The 14,566-nt window shown below is 72.6% G+C and carries 14 protein-coding genes and 1 tRNA gene; 4 read left to right on the top strand and 11 right to left on the bottom strand.

What is annotated here, in order from left to right:
* Nucleotides 1-8: 8 nt before the first annotated feature.
* The 7 genes from rpiA to WME79_RS09545 form a co-directional block, all read right to left on the bottom strand.
* Nucleotides 9-707: a ribose-5-phosphate isomerase RpiA gene (rpiA, locus tag WME79_RS09575; protein WP_437534398.1), complete on the bottom strand. Its 699-nt coding sequence runs from the start codon at nt 705-707 to the stop codon at nt 9-11.
* Nucleotides 708-733: 26 nt separating this feature from the next.
* Nucleotides 734-1,381: a phospholipase D family protein gene (locus WME79_RS09570; protein WP_437534397.1), complete on the bottom strand. Its 648-nt coding sequence runs from the start codon at nt 1,379-1,381 to the stop codon at nt 734-736.
* Nucleotides 1,378-1,821 carry an acyl-CoA thioesterase gene (locus WME79_RS09565; RefSeq protein WP_437534396.1) on the bottom strand — a complete coding sequence of 148 codons (444 nt, stop codon included), beginning with the start codon at nt 1,819-1,821 and terminating at the stop codon, nt 1,378-1,380. The genes WME79_RS09570 and WME79_RS09565 overlap by 4 nt, the downstream gene beginning before the upstream one ends.
* A gap of 5 nt (nt 1,822-1,826) precedes the next feature.
* A complete protein-coding gene (locus WME79_RS09560; protein ID WP_437534395.1) occupies nt 1,827-2,402 on the bottom strand; it encodes a DUF3501 family protein in 576 nt (191 codons plus the stop codon).
* A 34-nt stretch (nt 2,403-2,436) separates the two neighbouring features.
* A complete protein-coding gene (locus WME79_RS09555) occupies nt 2,437-3,669 on the bottom strand; it encodes a hypothetical protein (protein WP_437534394.1) in 1,233 nt (410 codons plus the stop codon).
* A gap of 295 nt (nt 3,670-3,964) precedes the next feature.
* Entirely contained in the window at nt 3,965-4,393 is a 429-nt protein-coding gene (locus WME79_RS09550) for a rubrerythrin family protein (protein WP_012234388.1), read from the bottom strand.
* An 87-nt stretch (nt 4,394-4,480) separates the two neighbouring features.
* A complete protein-coding gene (locus WME79_RS09545) occupies nt 4,481-5,050 on the bottom strand; it encodes a Fur family transcriptional regulator (protein ID WP_437534393.1) in 570 nt (189 codons plus the stop codon).
* Between the two features lie 391 nt (nt 5,051-5,441).
* Here WME79_RS09545 and rpsU point away from each other — a divergent pair, with 391 nt between their 5' ends.
* The 3 genes from rpsU (at nt 5,442) to WME79_RS09530 (ending at nt 7,254) form a co-directional block, all read left to right on the top strand.
* The gene (rpsU, locus tag WME79_RS09540; protein ID WP_012234386.1) at nt 5,442-5,666 is read left to right on the top strand and encodes a 30S ribosomal protein S21; all 225 of its coding nucleotides are present in this window, start codon (nt 5,442-5,444) and stop codon (nt 5,664-5,666) included.
* A 200-nt stretch (nt 5,667-5,866) separates the two neighbouring features.
* Entirely contained in the window at nt 5,867-6,970 is a 1,104-nt protein-coding gene (locus WME79_RS09535) for a glycosyltransferase (protein WP_437534392.1), read from the top strand.
* A gap of 209 nt (nt 6,971-7,179) precedes the next feature.
* A tRNA-Pro gene (locus WME79_RS09530) sits at nt 7,180-7,254 on the top strand.
* A gap of 149 nt (nt 7,255-7,403) precedes the next feature.
* On the opposite strand, the gene WME79_RS09525 is transcribed toward WME79_RS09530, so the two are convergent.
* Nucleotides 7,404-9,008 carry an amidase gene (locus WME79_RS09525; protein ID WP_437534391.1) on the bottom strand — a complete coding sequence of 535 codons (1,605 nt, stop codon included), beginning with the start codon at nt 9,006-9,008 and terminating at the stop codon, nt 7,404-7,406.
* An 89-nt stretch (nt 9,009-9,097) separates the two neighbouring features.
* Here WME79_RS09525 and WME79_RS09520 point away from each other — a divergent pair, with 89 nt between their 5' ends.
* Nucleotides 9,098-11,821 carry an ATP-dependent RNA helicase gene (locus tag WME79_RS09520; RefSeq protein ID WP_437534390.1) on the top strand — a complete coding sequence of 908 codons (2,724 nt, stop codon included), beginning with the start codon at nt 9,098-9,100 and terminating at the stop codon, nt 11,819-11,821.
* Nucleotide 11,822: 1 nt separating this feature from the next.
* Here WME79_RS09520 and WME79_RS09515 read toward each other — a convergent pair whose 3' ends face one another.
* From WME79_RS09515 to WME79_RS09505, 3 genes are all read right to left on the bottom strand, one after another.
* A complete protein-coding gene (locus WME79_RS09515) occupies nt 11,823-12,860 on the bottom strand; it encodes a hypothetical protein (RefSeq protein WP_437534389.1) in 1,038 nt (345 codons plus the stop codon).
* The gene (locus tag WME79_RS09510) at nt 12,860-13,954 is read right to left on the bottom strand and encodes a bifunctional chorismate mutase/prephenate dehydratase (protein WP_437534388.1); all 1,095 of its coding nucleotides are present in this window, start codon (nt 13,952-13,954) and stop codon (nt 12,860-12,862) included. Before WME79_RS09510 ends, WME79_RS09515 begins: the two co-directional genes overlap by 1 nt.
* Before the next feature lie 123 nt (nt 13,955-14,077).
* Nucleotides 14,078-14,419 carry an FmdB family zinc ribbon protein gene (locus WME79_RS09505; protein ID WP_437534387.1) on the bottom strand — a complete coding sequence of 114 codons (342 nt, stop codon included), beginning with the start codon at nt 14,417-14,419 and terminating at the stop codon, nt 14,078-14,080.
* Between the last annotated feature and the right edge of the window lie 147 nt (nt 14,420-14,566).

Below are 14,566 nucleotides of genomic sequence, written 5' to 3'. Positions count from 1 at the left end.
ACGCGGAGCTAGCGCTGCCGCGTTAGCTCGCGGACGGCGCCCGGGTCCGCCACCAGCACGAGGGTCGCCATGTCGAGGAACAGCCCCGTGTCGACGACGCCGGGGATCTTGCGGATGCGCGCGTCGACCGCTGCGGGCGCGTCCATCGGGCCGAACGCGGTGTCGAGGATCCAGTTGTGGTTGTCGGTCTGGAAGGGGTACCCGTCCGCGTTCTTGCGGATCGCCGGCTTGCCCCCGAGCGCGGTCAGGTGCCGCGCGGCCGACGTGCTCGCGAAGGGCACCACCTCGATGGGGATGGGCACGCGCGAGCCGAGCTTCTCGACGAGCTTCTCGGGGGTCACGAGGATGATGAACTGCGCGGCCTCGTAGGCGACCACGCGCTCGCGGAGGAGCGCGCCGCCAAGGCCCTTGATGAGGCCGAGATCCGGCGCCACCTCGTCCGCGCCGTCGACGGCGACGTGGAAGCGCTCGACCTCCTCGAGCGACACCATCGGGATGTTCTCGCGGCGGGCGAGCGCCGCCGAGCGCTCCGACGTGGCGACGCCCTTGATCTGGAGCCCTCGGCGGACGCGCTCCCCGAGGCGGCGGATGAAGGCCTCGGCCGCGCGCCCGGTGCCGAGCCCGAGCAGCATCCCGCTGTCCACGCGCGCGAGCGCGGCGTTGGCGATTCGATCGAGGTCGGAGGGGTCCGGTCCCGCGGTGCTCATGCGCTGCTCATCGGCGATCGGGACCGTCAGCGCAACGGGATTTTGTCGAGCTGGTCGAGCGGCCCCGGGCAGAGCGGCCGGAGCCTGCAGCCCTTGCACTCGGCGCCGGTCCAGATCGCCTCGAACGTCGCCTGCATCTCGTCGAGCAGGAGGTCGTCGTCGGTGAGCACGCCCGCCTCGAAGTTCCGCCGCCCCTCGCCCTTCGCCCCGAGCCCGGCGCCGGTGAGGTTCGCGGAGCCGAGGTAGAGGAGCGCGCCGTCGACGGCGATCATCTTCAGGTGGACCCGCGGGCAGCGCCGCATCTCGATCGGCGGCCGGGACCGCCGGCGGAGCTCGGCGCGGAAGGCGCGCGACGGGACGCCGGCGTGCAGCAGGCGCAGCTCGACCCCCCGGGCGGCGAGCGCGTCGAGCAGGTCGAGGAACGACATGTACCGGCCGCGCGCCCGCGCCCTCGATCCGATGGGCGCCTCCACGCGCAGCTCCTTCACGTTGGCCGTCGCGATCCACACGGAGACGCGCGCGTTCGCGACGGCGCCCATCACGAGCGCGTCGTAGTGCGCCCTGTCGCGGAGGAGCGTCAGCTCGACGCGCCGCTTCAGCAGCGATCGCGCCTTCGCCTCGGGTTCGGTCCTCGTGCGTGCCCGCGCCCGCGGGCGCGCCGGCCGAGCGCTCACGCCCGCTGACCGGCGCTGGAAGGCGCCTGATCGAGCTCGAGGTGAGCGCTGAGCAGCGCTCGGATGTCCTCCGGCATCGGCACCGACACCAGCTGCACGAGATCGGTGGTCACCACCGTGTGCCGCAGCTCGGCCGATAGCACGCCGTCGTGAGCGCGGTGCATGCGGTACCGGAGCGTGGCGCTCCGCCGGCCGATACGGACGACCGACGTCTCGATCCGGAGGGCCTGGCCGTAACGCACCGGCGCCGCGTAGTCGGCCTCGACCCGCACCGCCGGCAGCCCGATCCGCCGCTCGAGGATGAGCCCGGCGTAGCCTCCCTCGAGCGGCGCGAAGAACCGCTCCATCGCCTCGTGCGCGTAGTTGAGAAAGCGCGCGAAGAAGACGATGTTCGCGGCGTCGACGTCTTCGAACTTGATGGGGCGCTCGAGGGAGACCATCGCGGCTAGGACAGGTCCTCGGCGAGCTTGTCCAGGGTCGCTCTCCCGAGCGGCGCCTTCACCGCGTAGCGCGGGTGCCCGACGACGAGCGATACCGTCGCCCTCTTCGCCTTGATCGCGGCCTGCGCCTCGGCCGGGAGATCCGCCTTGAGGTAGTGAACCGCCGTCGTGCGGTCCTCCATCGACCCGTCGCGCTTGCCGAGCGCCCGCGCGGCGACGCCGTCGACCTCGATCGACACGGTGTCCTCGAGGCCCACCAGATCGACGAGCATCCGGTCGCGCAGCGCTCGATCGGGGATCTCGACGAAGAGCGTCAGGCTGAGCTGCCCCGCGCCTGGGATGAGATCGTTGTACGTCTCGATCTCGTGGAGGATGCCGCTCTCGCTCGTGATGCGCTCGGTGCGGAGCATCTCCTGGATCTGGAAGAGCACCGAGTCGCGGTTCTCGAACACCGCGGTCAGGTGGTCTCCGATCCGCACGCGGCGGGGCCGCTTCTCCTCGATGATCCGGCTGCGGAATCGCTCGCGGATCACCTCGTATTCGCCGATCCCGAGCACCTCGTTGCGATCGATGGGACGCATGACGCTCCTCTCCTTGACGACGTCGGACCGAGACTCACGGCGTCGGGCCGAGCCCGTACGCGTGGGCGAGCGCCTCGACCGGGTGAAGCACCTTCGCGCCGTTCTCCTTGACCATCCTGAGCCCCGCGAGCGTGCAATCGCTGACGATGACGTCCGCGCCGCCGACGCCGCGCACGAGCTTCGACGCGTACTTGCGCCCGGTCTCGTAGTGGGCCGCCTTCATCCCCCACGTGCCGTCCACCGCCGAGCACTGCTCGATGACGCGCACGTCGGTGTCGGGGACGACGCCGAGCACCCTGGCGCCGGGGAAGCCGATCTTCTGCGCGCGCAGGTGGCACGCGGCGTGGTAGGCGATCGTGCCGAGCCCCTTCTTGAACTCGCGGTTGAGCTTCTTCTCGCGGCCGAGCTGGACGAGGAACTCCATCATGTCGACCGTCGCGGCCGCGACCTCGCGCGCCTCTGCCGTCTGCAGGTACTCCGGCCACTCCTTCTTCATCGTGTAGCCGCACGTCGGGCCGATCACGACGATCTTCCTCCCCCTGCGCACGTGCGGGAGCAGGAGCGCGACGTTGTGCTTCACCTTCGCGGTGAAGGCCGCGAGATCGCCGCCGTCGAGGTTCGGCATCCCGCAGCACGTGAGCGCTCCCGTCGGCGTGTCTCGCGGGTCGTCCGCCGGGGAGCAGCCCGGAACGTGCACCGCGTAGCCGTTGTGCTCGAGGACGCGGACCGCCGCCTCGGGGACCGCGGGCGTGTTGTACTCGCCGTAGCAGGTCGCGAAGAGCACCACGTCGCCTTGCTTGCCGGCGTCGGCCGCGGCGCCGTGCTCCGCGAACCAGGACGAGAACGGCTTGCGCGCCATCTCCGGGAGCGGGAACTCCGACGAGATCCCGGTCACCTTCTCCTGCACCTTGCGCAGCAAGCGGCTCGCCTGCACGAGGTTCGCGAGCGGCGCGACGGCGCCGGAGCCCAGCTCGCCGATCAGCTGCGGCTCGCCGAGGATCCTGTCCACCAGCGGGATGCCCTCCCGCTGGGCGCGCACCGCGCGCTCTCGCGCGAGCACCCGCGGGAAATCCAGGAGCTCGTAGGCGTGCTCGTCGGCCGTGTACGGGCACTTGATGTAGCAGAGCTTGCACTGCCAGCACTCGTCGCCGACGGCCTTGAAGTCATCGTAGGTGAGGGCCTCGGCGCCTTCGGCGACGCCGGCCTCGATGTCCCTGTCGACGCGCGCGAAGAGCTCGGGAAACGAGCCGCAATACCCGACGCACATGCGGCATTCGTGACAGATCTGGAACGTCCGCCGCAGCTCTGCCTCGAGATCGCGGGGCTCGAGATATCGCTCGTCGTTCGGCGATGTCGCCGGTGGACGGTCTGGTGCACGCCGGATGACGCTCACTGGTCGGTTCCTCTCAACATCGTCAACTTGGGGTACGGCGCGAAGGGACGGCTCGCCGCGCGGCCCGGCGCCGGACGGCGGTCGGGGCCGCGATGGCGCGTGCGCCCCGGGTCGAGTCGCCGTCGGTTCGGCGCGCCCCGGAGCGCTCGCGCTCTCGCGTCGGTCGCTCTCAGAAGTCGAGCGACTGCAGCGCCTTCGTGAAGCGCCCGGCGTGAGACTTCTCGGCCTTCGCGAGCGTCTCGAACCACTCCGCGATGTCCTCGAAGCCCTCGTCGCGGGCCTCCTTCGCGAAGCCTGGGTACATCGTCTCGTACTCGTGGGTCTCGCCGGCGACGGCGGCCTTCAGGTTCTTCTCCGTGCTGCCGATCGGCAAGCCGGTCGCCGGGTCGCCCGCCTGCTTGAGGTAGTCGAGGTGGCCGTGCGCGTGGCCGGTCTCGCCGTCCGCCGTGTCCTTGAAGAGACCGGCGACATCGGGGCGACCTTCGACGTCGGCGACCTTTGCGAAGTACAGGTAGCGGCGGTTGGCCTGCGACTCCCCGGCGAACGCGTCCTTCAGGTTCTGGTGCGTCTTCGTGCCCGTAAGCTGCTTGGTTGTCATGGGTTCGCTCTCCTTCCTTCGGTTGAACGGCTCGGATGATAAGCCCCTGGTGCCCGCGCAGGTCAGCTCGGCGGCGCGGTCGATCCGCTAGACACGTCCAGGACGCCGCGCCCCTCGAGCCCCTGCAGGGCGGAGTCGACTGCTCGCCGCGCTTTGCCCGGCATCTTGCGCCTTGCCCCGCGCGCCTTCGCCACCCCGGGTGCCCTTCGCGCAGGCAGCGCAGAGCCCCCGGTAGATCCGCTCGACGGCGCGGACCTCGAAGCCGGGCGCGGCCGCGAGGGGCGCTGGGCCGATCTCGTCCGAGCGCTCGGCGGACGGGCCTACCGGCTCGCACGGCACATCGCGGACGAGCCCGCAGCGATCGCAGACCGCGTGATGATGCGCCGCCATGTTCGGGTCGAAGCGCGAGGCGCCAGGCGACAGCGACAGCGCGACGCACAGCCCCGCCGACGCCAGCGCGTCGAGCGTGTTGTAGACGGTGGCGAAGCTCATGGTCGGCAACGCCGGCCGGAGCCGCTCGAACAGCTCCTGAGCCGTCGGATGCGTCGGATCGGCCGCGAGCTCGCGCACGATCGCCAGGCGCTGCGGCGTCAGCTTGAGCCCCGACGCTCGCACGCACGCCAGCATGGAGGCGATCCGGGTATCCTCCTCGACCACGCTGCGCTCGAAGCCGACCGCGCGCCCCCGGACATCGCGGGACGCGGCCCCCTTTGCAGCACCTGTCCGCGAGGTGGCCACAGCGAGATGTGTACTTAGAAAGTTTCTCAGGTGCAAGTCCTAATAATTACCAACGGACGGCCAGAGAAATCCGGCGCAAATTGCGGATTCAGGCGAAACCTGGCGAACAAGACGAGCCAGGTGAGCCTGGCGAGCGTTGCGAATCAGCCCGGACGGCGCGCCGCGACGTCGTGCTCCGCGGCCGCCGGGAGGTCTTGCGAGGCTAGAAGGCCTCTGCCATAGTGCGCGCCCCGCGATGCCGGCCCCCGCCGGCTTGCATTCCGCCCGCCAACTGGGCCAGTTTTTTTCCCAGCAGAGGACGCTTCGAGACATGCCGACCGACGCCATTCAGTGCAAACCGCTCGAGGTCGCCGTGGGCGACAAGGGTATCGAGCGCGCCATCAAACATCTCAAGAGGAAGATGGCCGCCGAGGGGATCCTCCGCGAGCTGAAGCGGCGTCGGCACTACATGAAGCCGTCCGTGAAGCGACGGAAGAAGGCCTCGGAAGCCGCTCGTCGCCGCCGGAAGCGGTCCAAGATGGACATGGTCGCATAGAGCGACCGCCCTTCACGCGACAGCAGCCGGCCAAGACGCAGAAGACGCACACGGACGCTTGATTCGAGCGGCCGCGGCGTGCTCTGCGTCTTGTCATTTTGTTCGTCCAGCAGTGCCCCGGCGGCGTGATGCCACCGCGGCTGCGCGCCTGAGCGGCGCGGAGGCTGTGCCCGTGCCGCGTCCAGCCTGGTGAGGTCCCGATGCGCGCCGTGGTGGTCACGACGTCCTATCCGGTCAGCGACGAGGATCCATCCGGCCATTTCGTGCGGTCGTCGGCGGAGGCGCTCGCGCGCAGCGGCGCCGAGGTCCACGTGATCGCCGCCGGGGGCTCGGTCCTCGATCCACCCTCTCGGGACGGCCGGCTCGTCGTCCATCGGGCAGGCGGGGGTGCGCTGTTCGCGTGGCCCGGCGCCGCGGCGCGCGCGCGCGAGTCGCCGCTCCGGCTGCTCTCCGCAGCGCCGTTCGCGGCCGGCGTGCTCGAGCGGCTCCGTGAGGTCGGGCCGGTCGATCGCGCGGTGGCGCACTGGATCATCCCGTGCGCGTGGCCGCTCCTGCTCACGCTTCCGCGCACGCCGCTCGAGGTGCACGCGCACGGCGCCGACGTCCGGCTCCTGCTTCGCGCGCCGCGCGCGGCCCGCGCCGCAGTGGTGAGCGCGCTCCTCCGGCGCGACGCGCGCTTCGTCTTCGCGGCGCGCGCGCTGCGCGACGCGCTCGCAGGCTCGCTCCATTCGGAGCAGGCTCGCGCGCTGGACCTCGCCTCGCGCGTCGAGCCCTCCGTGTTCGATCTGCCAGCAGTGGCCGGGCGCGCTGCCGTGCTCCGTAGCGAGATCGTGAAGGGCCCCGGCGAGCGCCTCGCCGTCGTCGCGTGCCGGCTGATCCCGACGAAGCGGGTCGAGCTCGCGATCGAGGCGGTGCGCGCTGCGGGACCCGGGTTGCGCCTCGTCGTCGTCGGAGACGGTCCAGAGCGCGGCGCGCTCGAGCGCCTCGCGAGCCGCGGCGACCTCGATTCACGGAGCCCGCGCGGCGCGGGCATCAGGGCGACGAGCGAGGGCAGCGCAGCGGTGCGCTTCACGGGGACGCTCCCGCGGAGGGAAGCGCTCGCATGGATCGGCGCAGCCGACGTGCTGCTGCACCCTTCATCGCACGAGGCCGCCCCCACGGTGGTCCGCGAGGCGCGCGCGCTCGGCGTGCCCGTCATCGCCTGCGACGCGGGCGACGTGGTCGCATGGGCCAGGAGCGACGATGGAATCCTCGTCGCAGACGGCACGGCGCAGAGCCTCGCGGCCGCGCTCCGCGGCATCTGACCGCGCCGCTCGGATCGCGCGCCCGCGACGTCGCGCTGAGAGCCCCGGCGATCTCGCCGGACGATCCGCGCCCCGCGCCCGGCTGCAGCCAGCGCCAAACGCCCCGTCTGGAGTTAGTCTGCGATCCTCGATGCGATGTCCTTGCAATTCCCAAGGCTTCGACTACGGTGCGCCCTCGCTCCGCACCAAAACAAGGCGACGGAGTGGCTCGGGGCGTAGCGCAGCCTGGTTAGCGCACTTGACTGGGGGTCAAGGGGTCGGTGGTTCGAATCCACTCGCCCCGACTGGTCCGGCGGAGAGGTTCTCCGGCGGACCTTTCGGCTTTGTAGGGCTTCAGCTTTTGTCGACTGTGGACGCGCCGGACAGCGGCCACGCGGCGGCATCATCGAGTTCCGGTGTCGTCCTGGTCAGCCGGCACCCGGCGTTCGCCGCGTCATCCGGCGAGCGAGGGCGGTGAGACAGGCGTGACGGGCCGATCGGTCTCGCCGGCGAGCTCGTCCTCGATGGCGATCATGGCGGCCATCACCAGGTGCTCGGTGAAGGGGAAGCCGACCACCTGCACCCCGACAGGCAGCCCCACGCTCTTCGCATCGACCTCGGCGGCCCGCTTCTCCAGCCGGTCGCGCCGCCGCTCGCGGCGCGCCTCCTCGGGCCGCACGCGGGTCACGGGGACGACGCCGGCCGGGAACTGCGTGAGGTTCCAGAGCATCGCGGCGCTGCCCGCGAGGACGAAGTCGCGCGACGCGGCGTGCGGCAGGGCCGGCGTGGCGTACGGCGGGCAGAGCAGCAGATCGAGCGCTTCGGCGCGCATCGCCGACGCGATCGCGGCGCGCGCCTCGCGCAGGGCGTGCGTGGTGCGCCAGAACTCCGAGACCGACTTCGGCCCGGTGACCTCGAGGAGACGCTGGAGCCGCCGCTCGCCCGCGAGGCCAGCGATGCGCGCGGCGGCGCGGCGCGCGAACGGCGGGAGCGAGGCCATCGTGCGGAGCGAGCGGAGCGAGACGTCGATGTCCGTCCCCTCGCTGCCGTCCTCGCCAGCGTCGAGGAGCGACAGCGCCGTCGTGCCGCCGTCCGCCGAGAGCGCCGCGAAATACGCGTAGACGGCGTCGGGGATCCCGGGCGGCGTGAACGGCACGACCGTCGCGCCCCGCGCGCGCAGGGCCGACGCCGCCTTCGCGACGGCGCGGGCGACGGCCGTCGAGGGAGGGACCAGCCCGTCGTCGCAGTAGAACCCGACACGCAGGCGCGCCACCTCGACGCTCGCCGGCTCGACCAGCGGGAGCGGCGGCACGCGCACGTCGAGCTCCGCCATCGACGCGGGGTCGAGCTCGGACATGACGAGCGCGATGTCGCGGGCGCTCCTGGCCATCGGCCCGATCTGCGCGCGGATCGCCTCCTGCCCGAGGAGCGCCGTGTTGCTCCCCTTGTTGGTCCAGCGATCGAGCGTGGGCTTGAGGCCGACGATGCCGCAGCAGTGCGCGGGGACGCGGATGCTGCCGCCGATGTCCGTTCCGATGCCGAGCGGCGACATCCCCGCCGCGATGGCGGCCGCCTCGCCGCCGGACGAGCCGCCGGGGCTGTGATCAAGGCTCCACGGGTTCGCCGTCTGCCCGAAGAGCGGGTTGCGCGCCTCGTTGTACAGGAGCAGCTGCGAGACGTTCGTGCGCCCGAGGATCACCGCCCCCGCGCGGCGGAGCAGCGCGGTCACCGTCGCGTCGCTGGCCGCCCGATGCCCCTTGCGGGAAGCGACGCCGAGCGTGGAGGCCATGCCGGCCATGTCGAGCGACTCCTTCACGGTGATCGGGAGCCCGTGGAGCGGGCCGCGGATGTCCCCGCGACGGCGCTCCTCGTCGAGGCCGCGGGCGGCCGCGAGCGCCTCGTCGCGGAGCACCTGGGTGAAGGCGCGGAGCCGCGGTTCGAGCGCGTCGATGCGCGCCAGGTGCGCCCGCGTGAGCTCCTCGGAGCTGATCTCGCGCGCCGCCAGGAGCGTGGCGAGCACGGTCGCTGAAAGATGGGTCGGATCGGTCGATGCGCTCACGGCAATTCGACGAGTATCACAGGTCCGCGCGCGCCAAGGATTGCTAGGCTCCGCTGCCGCGCGCCCATCGCGCGGAGAGCGCCGAAGCCATGCAGCCGCTGCCGATCGATCCGATCCTCCCCGATCTCTGCGCCGCCCTGCGCGCGCGCCCGAGCGTGGTGCTCGAGGCCCCGCCCGGGGCGGGCAAGACGACGCGCGTACCTCGCGCGCTGCTCGACGCGGGCTTCGCGGAGCGCGGCGAGATCCTGGTGCTCGAGCCGCGGCGGCTCGCGGCGCGCCTGTCCGCGCGGCGCGTGGCCGAAGAGCTCGGCGAGCGCGTGGGCGAGACCGTGGGCTACACGATGCGCTTCGAAGAGGCGTCCAGCCCGGCCACGCGCGTCCGCTTCGTGACCGAGGGCGTGCTGACGCGGCGGCTCCTCGTCGATCGCGAGCTCCGGGGCGTGAGCGCCGTGGTGCTCGACGAGTTCCACGAGCGGCACCTCGCCGGCGACGTCGCGCTCGCGCTGCTGCGGCGCCTGCAGCGCGGCGCGCGGCCCGATCTCCGCCTCGTGGTGATGTCCGCGACGCTCGACGCCGGGCCGATCGCGGCGTTCCTGGGCGGGCCGGAGGCGCAGCCCGCCCCGGCGGCCGAGGCCGGACACGGCCACGACGCGACGGCGGCCGGAGCCTCGATGGCCCCGACCCTGCGCGCCGAGGGGCGGATGTTCGACGTCGCGATCGAGTACCTTCCGAGCGCCCGGGTGAGCGCGTCGACCCACGCCGCGGGCGACCGCCGCGCCCCGGCGCACTGGGGCGACAGGACGCTCGAGAGCCTTGTCGCGTCGTCGGTGCGGCAGCTCATCGAGGAGGGGCTCGACGGCGACGTGCTGGTGTTCCTGCCAGGCTCCGCGGAGATCAGGCGGGCGATGGACGCGTGCGCGGCCATCGCGAAGAGCGAGGATCTGCTGCTCCTGCCGCTCCACGGCTCGCTGTCCGCGGCGGAGCAGGACCGCGCGGTGCGCCCCGCGGATCGGCGCAAGATCATCCTCTCGACCAACGTGGCCGAGACCTCCGTGACCATCGACGGCGTCGTCGCGGTCGTCGACAGCGGCCTCGCGCGCGTGGCCGCGCACGCGCCGTGGTCGGGGTTGCCGACGCTCCGCGTCGCGCCCATCGCCCGCGCCTCCGCGGCGCAGCGCGCGGGGCGCGCCGGGCGGACGCGGCCCGGCCGCTGCCTCCGGCTCTACACGCGCGGGGATCTCGCCGCGCGGCCGGAGCACGAGGCGCCTGAGATCCGCCGGCTCGACCTCGCGGAGACGGTGCTCGAGCTCTGCGCCGCGGGGGTCACGGATCTCGAGGGGTTCGGCTGGCTGGAGGCACCGCCCTCCGCCGGGCTCGCCGCGGCCGAGGCGCTGCTCGTGCGGCTCGGCGCGCTCGACGAGGGGCGGCGCGTGACGCCGACCGGACGGCGGATGCTTCGCTTCCCGGCGCACCCGCGCCAGGCGCGGATGATCGTCGAGGCCGAGCGGCGCGGCGTCGCCGACGACGGGTGCACGCTCGCGGCGCTCGTCGCGGAGCGCGACCTCGGCGCGCCGTCGGGCGCGCGGGAGCCCCACGGTCGGAGGAGCGACGCGCGTCACAGCTCCGACCTGCTCGCCGCGCTCCAGGCCTTCGAGGAGGCGGATCGCGCGCGGTTCGCGGCGGACCGCCTGCGGTGGCTGGGCGTGGACCCGGCGCGCGCGCTCACTGTCGAGCGGACGCGCAAGCAGCTCTCGCGGCTCGCCGATCACCGGAGCGCCGCGTCGCCGGAGACCGTCGAGGCGCGCGAGATCGCCCAGCGCATCGCGATCCTCTCCGGATACCCCGACCGGGTCGGACGCCTCCGCCGGCCGACCAGCGCGACGGGGCGGACCGGACGGGAGGTCGTGCTCGCCGCCGGCGGGACGGCCGCGCTCTCCGAGGCGAGCGTCATCGACGAGGTCGATCTCGTCGTCGCGGTCGACATCGAGGAGCGCAGCGAGGGGCGCTCGGCGCGCACGGTCGTCCGGGCGGCGAGCGCGATCGAGGCCGACTGGCTGCTCGACCTCTTCACAGACGCGATCCGGGACACGACGGAGGCGACGTGGAACGCCGCCGCGGAGCGCGTCGAGGTCGTGCGCCGGCTGTCGTACGACGCGCTCGTGCTGGAGGAGGCGCGGCCGGCCGCAGGCGCGGGCGGTCCGCTGTCGGAAGCGGCGGCGCGGGAGCTCGCGGCGCAAGCGAGGGCGAAGGGGTGGCGGGCGTTCGTGAAGGGCGACGCCCTCGAGAGCTGGCTCTTGCGGGTCGCGTTCGTGCGCGCGCACTGCCCCGACGCAGCGTTACCCGACGTGGGCGAGGACGCGGTGCTCACCACGCTCGAGGCGCTCTGCGACGGGCGCAGGAGCTTCGCCGAGCTCCGCGACGCCGATCTCTCGAGCGCCGTGCAGGCCTCGCTGGGCCCCGCGAAGGCGCGGGCGCTCGCCGAGCTCGCCCCCGAGTCGATCGTCCTGCCCGGCGGCCGGCGGGCGCGCCTCGAGTACACGGCGGGCGCGCCGCCCTCGCTCGCATCCCGGCTGCAGGACTTCTTCGGCATGGCGGAGGGGCCGCGCGTCGCCGGCGGCCGGGTCCCTGTCGTGCTGCATCTGTGCGCGCCGAACCAGCGCCCCGTGCAGGTCACGACCGATCTGTCGGGGTTCTGGGCGCGCCACTATCCCGCCATCGCGAAGGAGCTCCGCCGCCGCTACCCGAAGCACGCGTGGCCGGACGACCCCGCCCACGCCGCGCCGCCCTCGCGCGCGCCGCTCCGCAAGGCTTGAGTCAGCGCACGAGCGCCACGCTCCGCGCCGTCTCGGCGACCGTGCGGAGGAGCATGCGCACGATCCCCTCGCCGAGGGGCAGCGTGAACGCGACGTCGCTCTCGCGCTGCGCGACCTGCATCGGAGGGACCGAGCCGTAGCCGAAGCCCCACGAGGAGAGCAGGGTCGCGATCCTGGCGATCTGCTCGAGGTTGCGGAGCGCCACGGCGCCGTTCGCCGCGCTCTGCGGGTCCGTGTACGTGAGGGCGCCGGCGAAGTTGACCCCGGGCGGCTGGAAGTTGCCGATGACGCGCACGTACTGAAGCCCCGCGAGGAAGGGGAACTGCCCCGCCGCAGACGCGACCGCCGCCTGGCTCGAGAGGTCGCCGGCCACGGCGAACGACCCGCCCTTCGTCCCGAGCAGCTCGACCATCCACGAAGGCACGGAGCGCTTCAGCTTGCCGGAGCGGAGCCGATCGAGGGCCCGCCGCATCCCCGTCTCGTTGCCGGTGAGGATCGTGTGCGGCGTGAGCACGACGAAGCCCACGTTGCCGGCCGTGAAGAGATCGTTGTCCGCGTAGCGCGTCTTCACGAGCGGCGCGCCGATGACTGTGACCGACCTGGCGTCGGCGGAGCGGCGGATCGCGTCGACGTCGAAGTTGCCCTGCATCACGGCGCAGAAGTCCGCGCCCTGCATGGCGTAGAGACCGCCGTAGACCTTCACGATGTCGCGCGACGGGACGAAGTTCGACTCGGGGCCCAGCGGGAGCAGGCTCGTGACGATCTGGTTGACCTCGCCTCCCAGGCCGGAGGTGAACATGGCCGCCGCGTCGAGGTAGCCGAGCATCACCGCGCCGCTCGGAAGGACGGCCAGGGGGTCGCGATCGATCGCCGTCGCGTCGATCTTCTCTCCGCCGACCAGCGCGAGGCTGTCGTCGGCGCCGCCGCAGCCGCCGAGCGCCTGGAGGGCGAGCGCAGCGATCGCGATCACGCCCGCCGCGCGGCGCAGGGCGGCAGCGCCTCGGGAATGGAACAGCGTCCGCACCATCGCGCTCGCCATCAAGCTCGCTCGTGCGGCGGGTCGGGGCGCTCCAGCGGGAAGGAGCCGATGATCTTCAGCATCTTCGTCTCGCGCTTCACGCCCTCGAGCGCCGCGACGAGCGCCCGATCGGTCGTGTGTCCGCTGACCTCCACATAGAACACGTAGTCCCAGCCCTCGCCGGGGACGGGGCGGGAGTGGACCCGCCGGAGGTTGCAGCTGCGCTCCTTGAAGTGCTGGAGGATGTCGTGGAGCGCGCCGGGCCGATCGTGGACGCTGAAGAGGATCGCCGTGGCGTCGTGGCCCGAGCGCGGCGACGGGAGCCGGGACAGCACCGCGTAGCGGATCCGGAGCTCCCCCTCGTCGCCCACGTTCTCGCGGGCGACCCTGAGCTCCTGCCCGCCCGCGAAGCCGCGGGGGACGATGGCGGCGCTGCCCTCGTTCTCCGCCGCGAGCTCCCAGGCGGCCTGCGGGCCCCGCACGTCGAGCACCAGCGCGCGCGGGTGCTGGAGCTCGAGGTAGTTCACGCAGGCCACGTGGTCCTGGGGCGAGGAGTACACCCGCTCGACGTCGGAGAGGCTGCCCGTCCGGTTCACGAGGTCGAGCGCCTGCACCAGCTGGCGCTCGCCGACCACCTTGAGATCGGCGCCGCCGATCGCCTGGATCGTCGGGAAGATCGGCCCTTCCTTGAGCGATTCGTACGGGACCACCGCGAAGTCTGCGCGCGAGCGCGCGACCTCTTCGATGGCGGCGAGGGGGCTGTCGGCGCGGACGAACTCGCCGCCGATCCCGAAGTGATCGTGCGCCGCGGTCCAGCCATAGTCGCCCTCGGCCCCCAGGTACGCCACCCGGGGCGCCACCTCGAACGCGCGCGAGGCCGCGTCGATGGCGACGAAGATCGGCCGCACCGCGCGCTGCGGGAACGGCGACGTCACGGCGCGCTCGAGCGCCTGCATGTGGGCCGCGTCGGCCGTGGGGGCGAACCGGGCCGTGCCTGTCCTCAGCTTGGCAAGCTCGTGCGCGATGCGAGCCCGCCGCTCGATGCTGCGAAGGATTTCTTGATCCAGCTCCGTGAGCTGCCGGCGGAGCTCCTCAAGTCGCTTTCTCTCATCCATCCAGGGCACCCTAGCACCGCGCCCGGCGCCGGTGGGCACGCAGCACTGCCGGCGCACCACGACGGCGCCACTGCGCGCTGCGCCGCGCTGGCCATACCCCCGTCGCTGCTCAACGAGTTGGCGTCAGGCCGCCGCGGAGGAGGCGGACGACGCGCTGGAGTCGCTCTTGGTGCTGCCGCCCGCCGGCGAGGCGCTGCTCGACCCGGAGTCCGAGCTCGCCCCTTCCGACCCTGAGGAGCTGCCCGACCCGCCGTCCGACTTCGCGGGCGGCTTGTTCGAGCCCGAGGAATAGAGGTCGGAGTACCAGCCGCTGCCCTTGAGGATGAAGCCCGTGCCGCGTGAGATCTGCCGCCGGGCTGTCGCGTTGAGGCACGACGGGCACTCCGAGAGCGCCGCCTCCTTGATGGACTGCTCGGCCTCCCATTCATGCGCGCAAGATGTGCAGGCGTACTCGTAAGTGGGCATGACGTTTCTACTCCTCGGAACAACCCGAGGAGTATGGCCACGTTAGCCACCTGTCAAGGCGGCTGCCAAAAGCACACCTTGCGCCTCGGACATCGCTGCACCAGCGAGATGCGCAAGACCTGGTCCGCGGTGCGTGCGAGCAGCCAG

Origin of the sequence: Sorangium sp. So ce726 (assembly GCF_051521405.1) — a bacterium.
In the GTDB taxonomy this organism is placed as follows: Bacteria; Myxococcota_A; Polyangia; order Polyangiales; family Polyangiaceae; genus Sorangium.
This window is presented reverse-complemented; position numbering and strand designations above follow the sequence as displayed.

Coding starts and splice junctions, on each gene's coding strand:
- rpiA (WP_437534398.1), bottom strand. CDS start 707: ATGAGCACCGCGGGACCGGACCCCTCCGACCTCGATCGAATCGCCAAC.
- WME79_RS09565 (WP_437534396.1), bottom strand. CDS start 1,821: ATGGTCTCCCTCGAGCGCCCCATCAAGTTCGAAGACGTCGACGCCGCG.
- WME79_RS09560 (WP_437534395.1), bottom strand. CDS start 2,402: ATGCGTCCCATCGATCGCAACGAGGTGCTCGGGATCGGCGAATACGAG.
- WME79_RS09555 (WP_437534394.1), bottom strand. CDS start 3,669: ATGTGCGTCGGGTATTGCGGCTCGTTTCCCGAGCTCTTCGCGCGCGTC.
- WME79_RS09550 (WP_012234388.1), bottom strand. CDS start 4,393: ATGACAACCAAGCAGCTTACGGGCACGAAGACGCACCAGAACCTGAAG.
- rpsU (WP_012234386.1), top strand. CDS start 5,442: ATGCCGACCGACGCCATTCAGTGCAAACCGCTCGAGGTCGCCGTGGGC.
- WME79_RS09535 (WP_437534392.1), top strand. CDS start 5,867: ATGCGCGCCGTGGTGGTCACGACGTCCTATCCGGTCAGCGACGAGGAT.
- WME79_RS09520 (WP_437534390.1), top strand. CDS start 9,098: ATGCAGCCGCTGCCGATCGATCCGATCCTCCCCGATCTCTGCGCCGCC.
- WME79_RS09515 (WP_437534389.1), bottom strand. CDS start 12,860: ATGGCGAGCGCGATGGTGCGGACGCTGTTCCATTCCCGAGGCGCTGCC.
- WME79_RS09510 (WP_437534388.1), bottom strand. CDS start 13,954: ATGGATGAGAGAAAGCGACTTGAGGAGCTCCGCCGGCAGCTCACGGAG.
- WME79_RS09505 (WP_437534387.1), bottom strand. CDS start 14,419: ATGCCCACTTACGAGTACGCCTGCACATCTTGCGCGCATGAATGGGAG.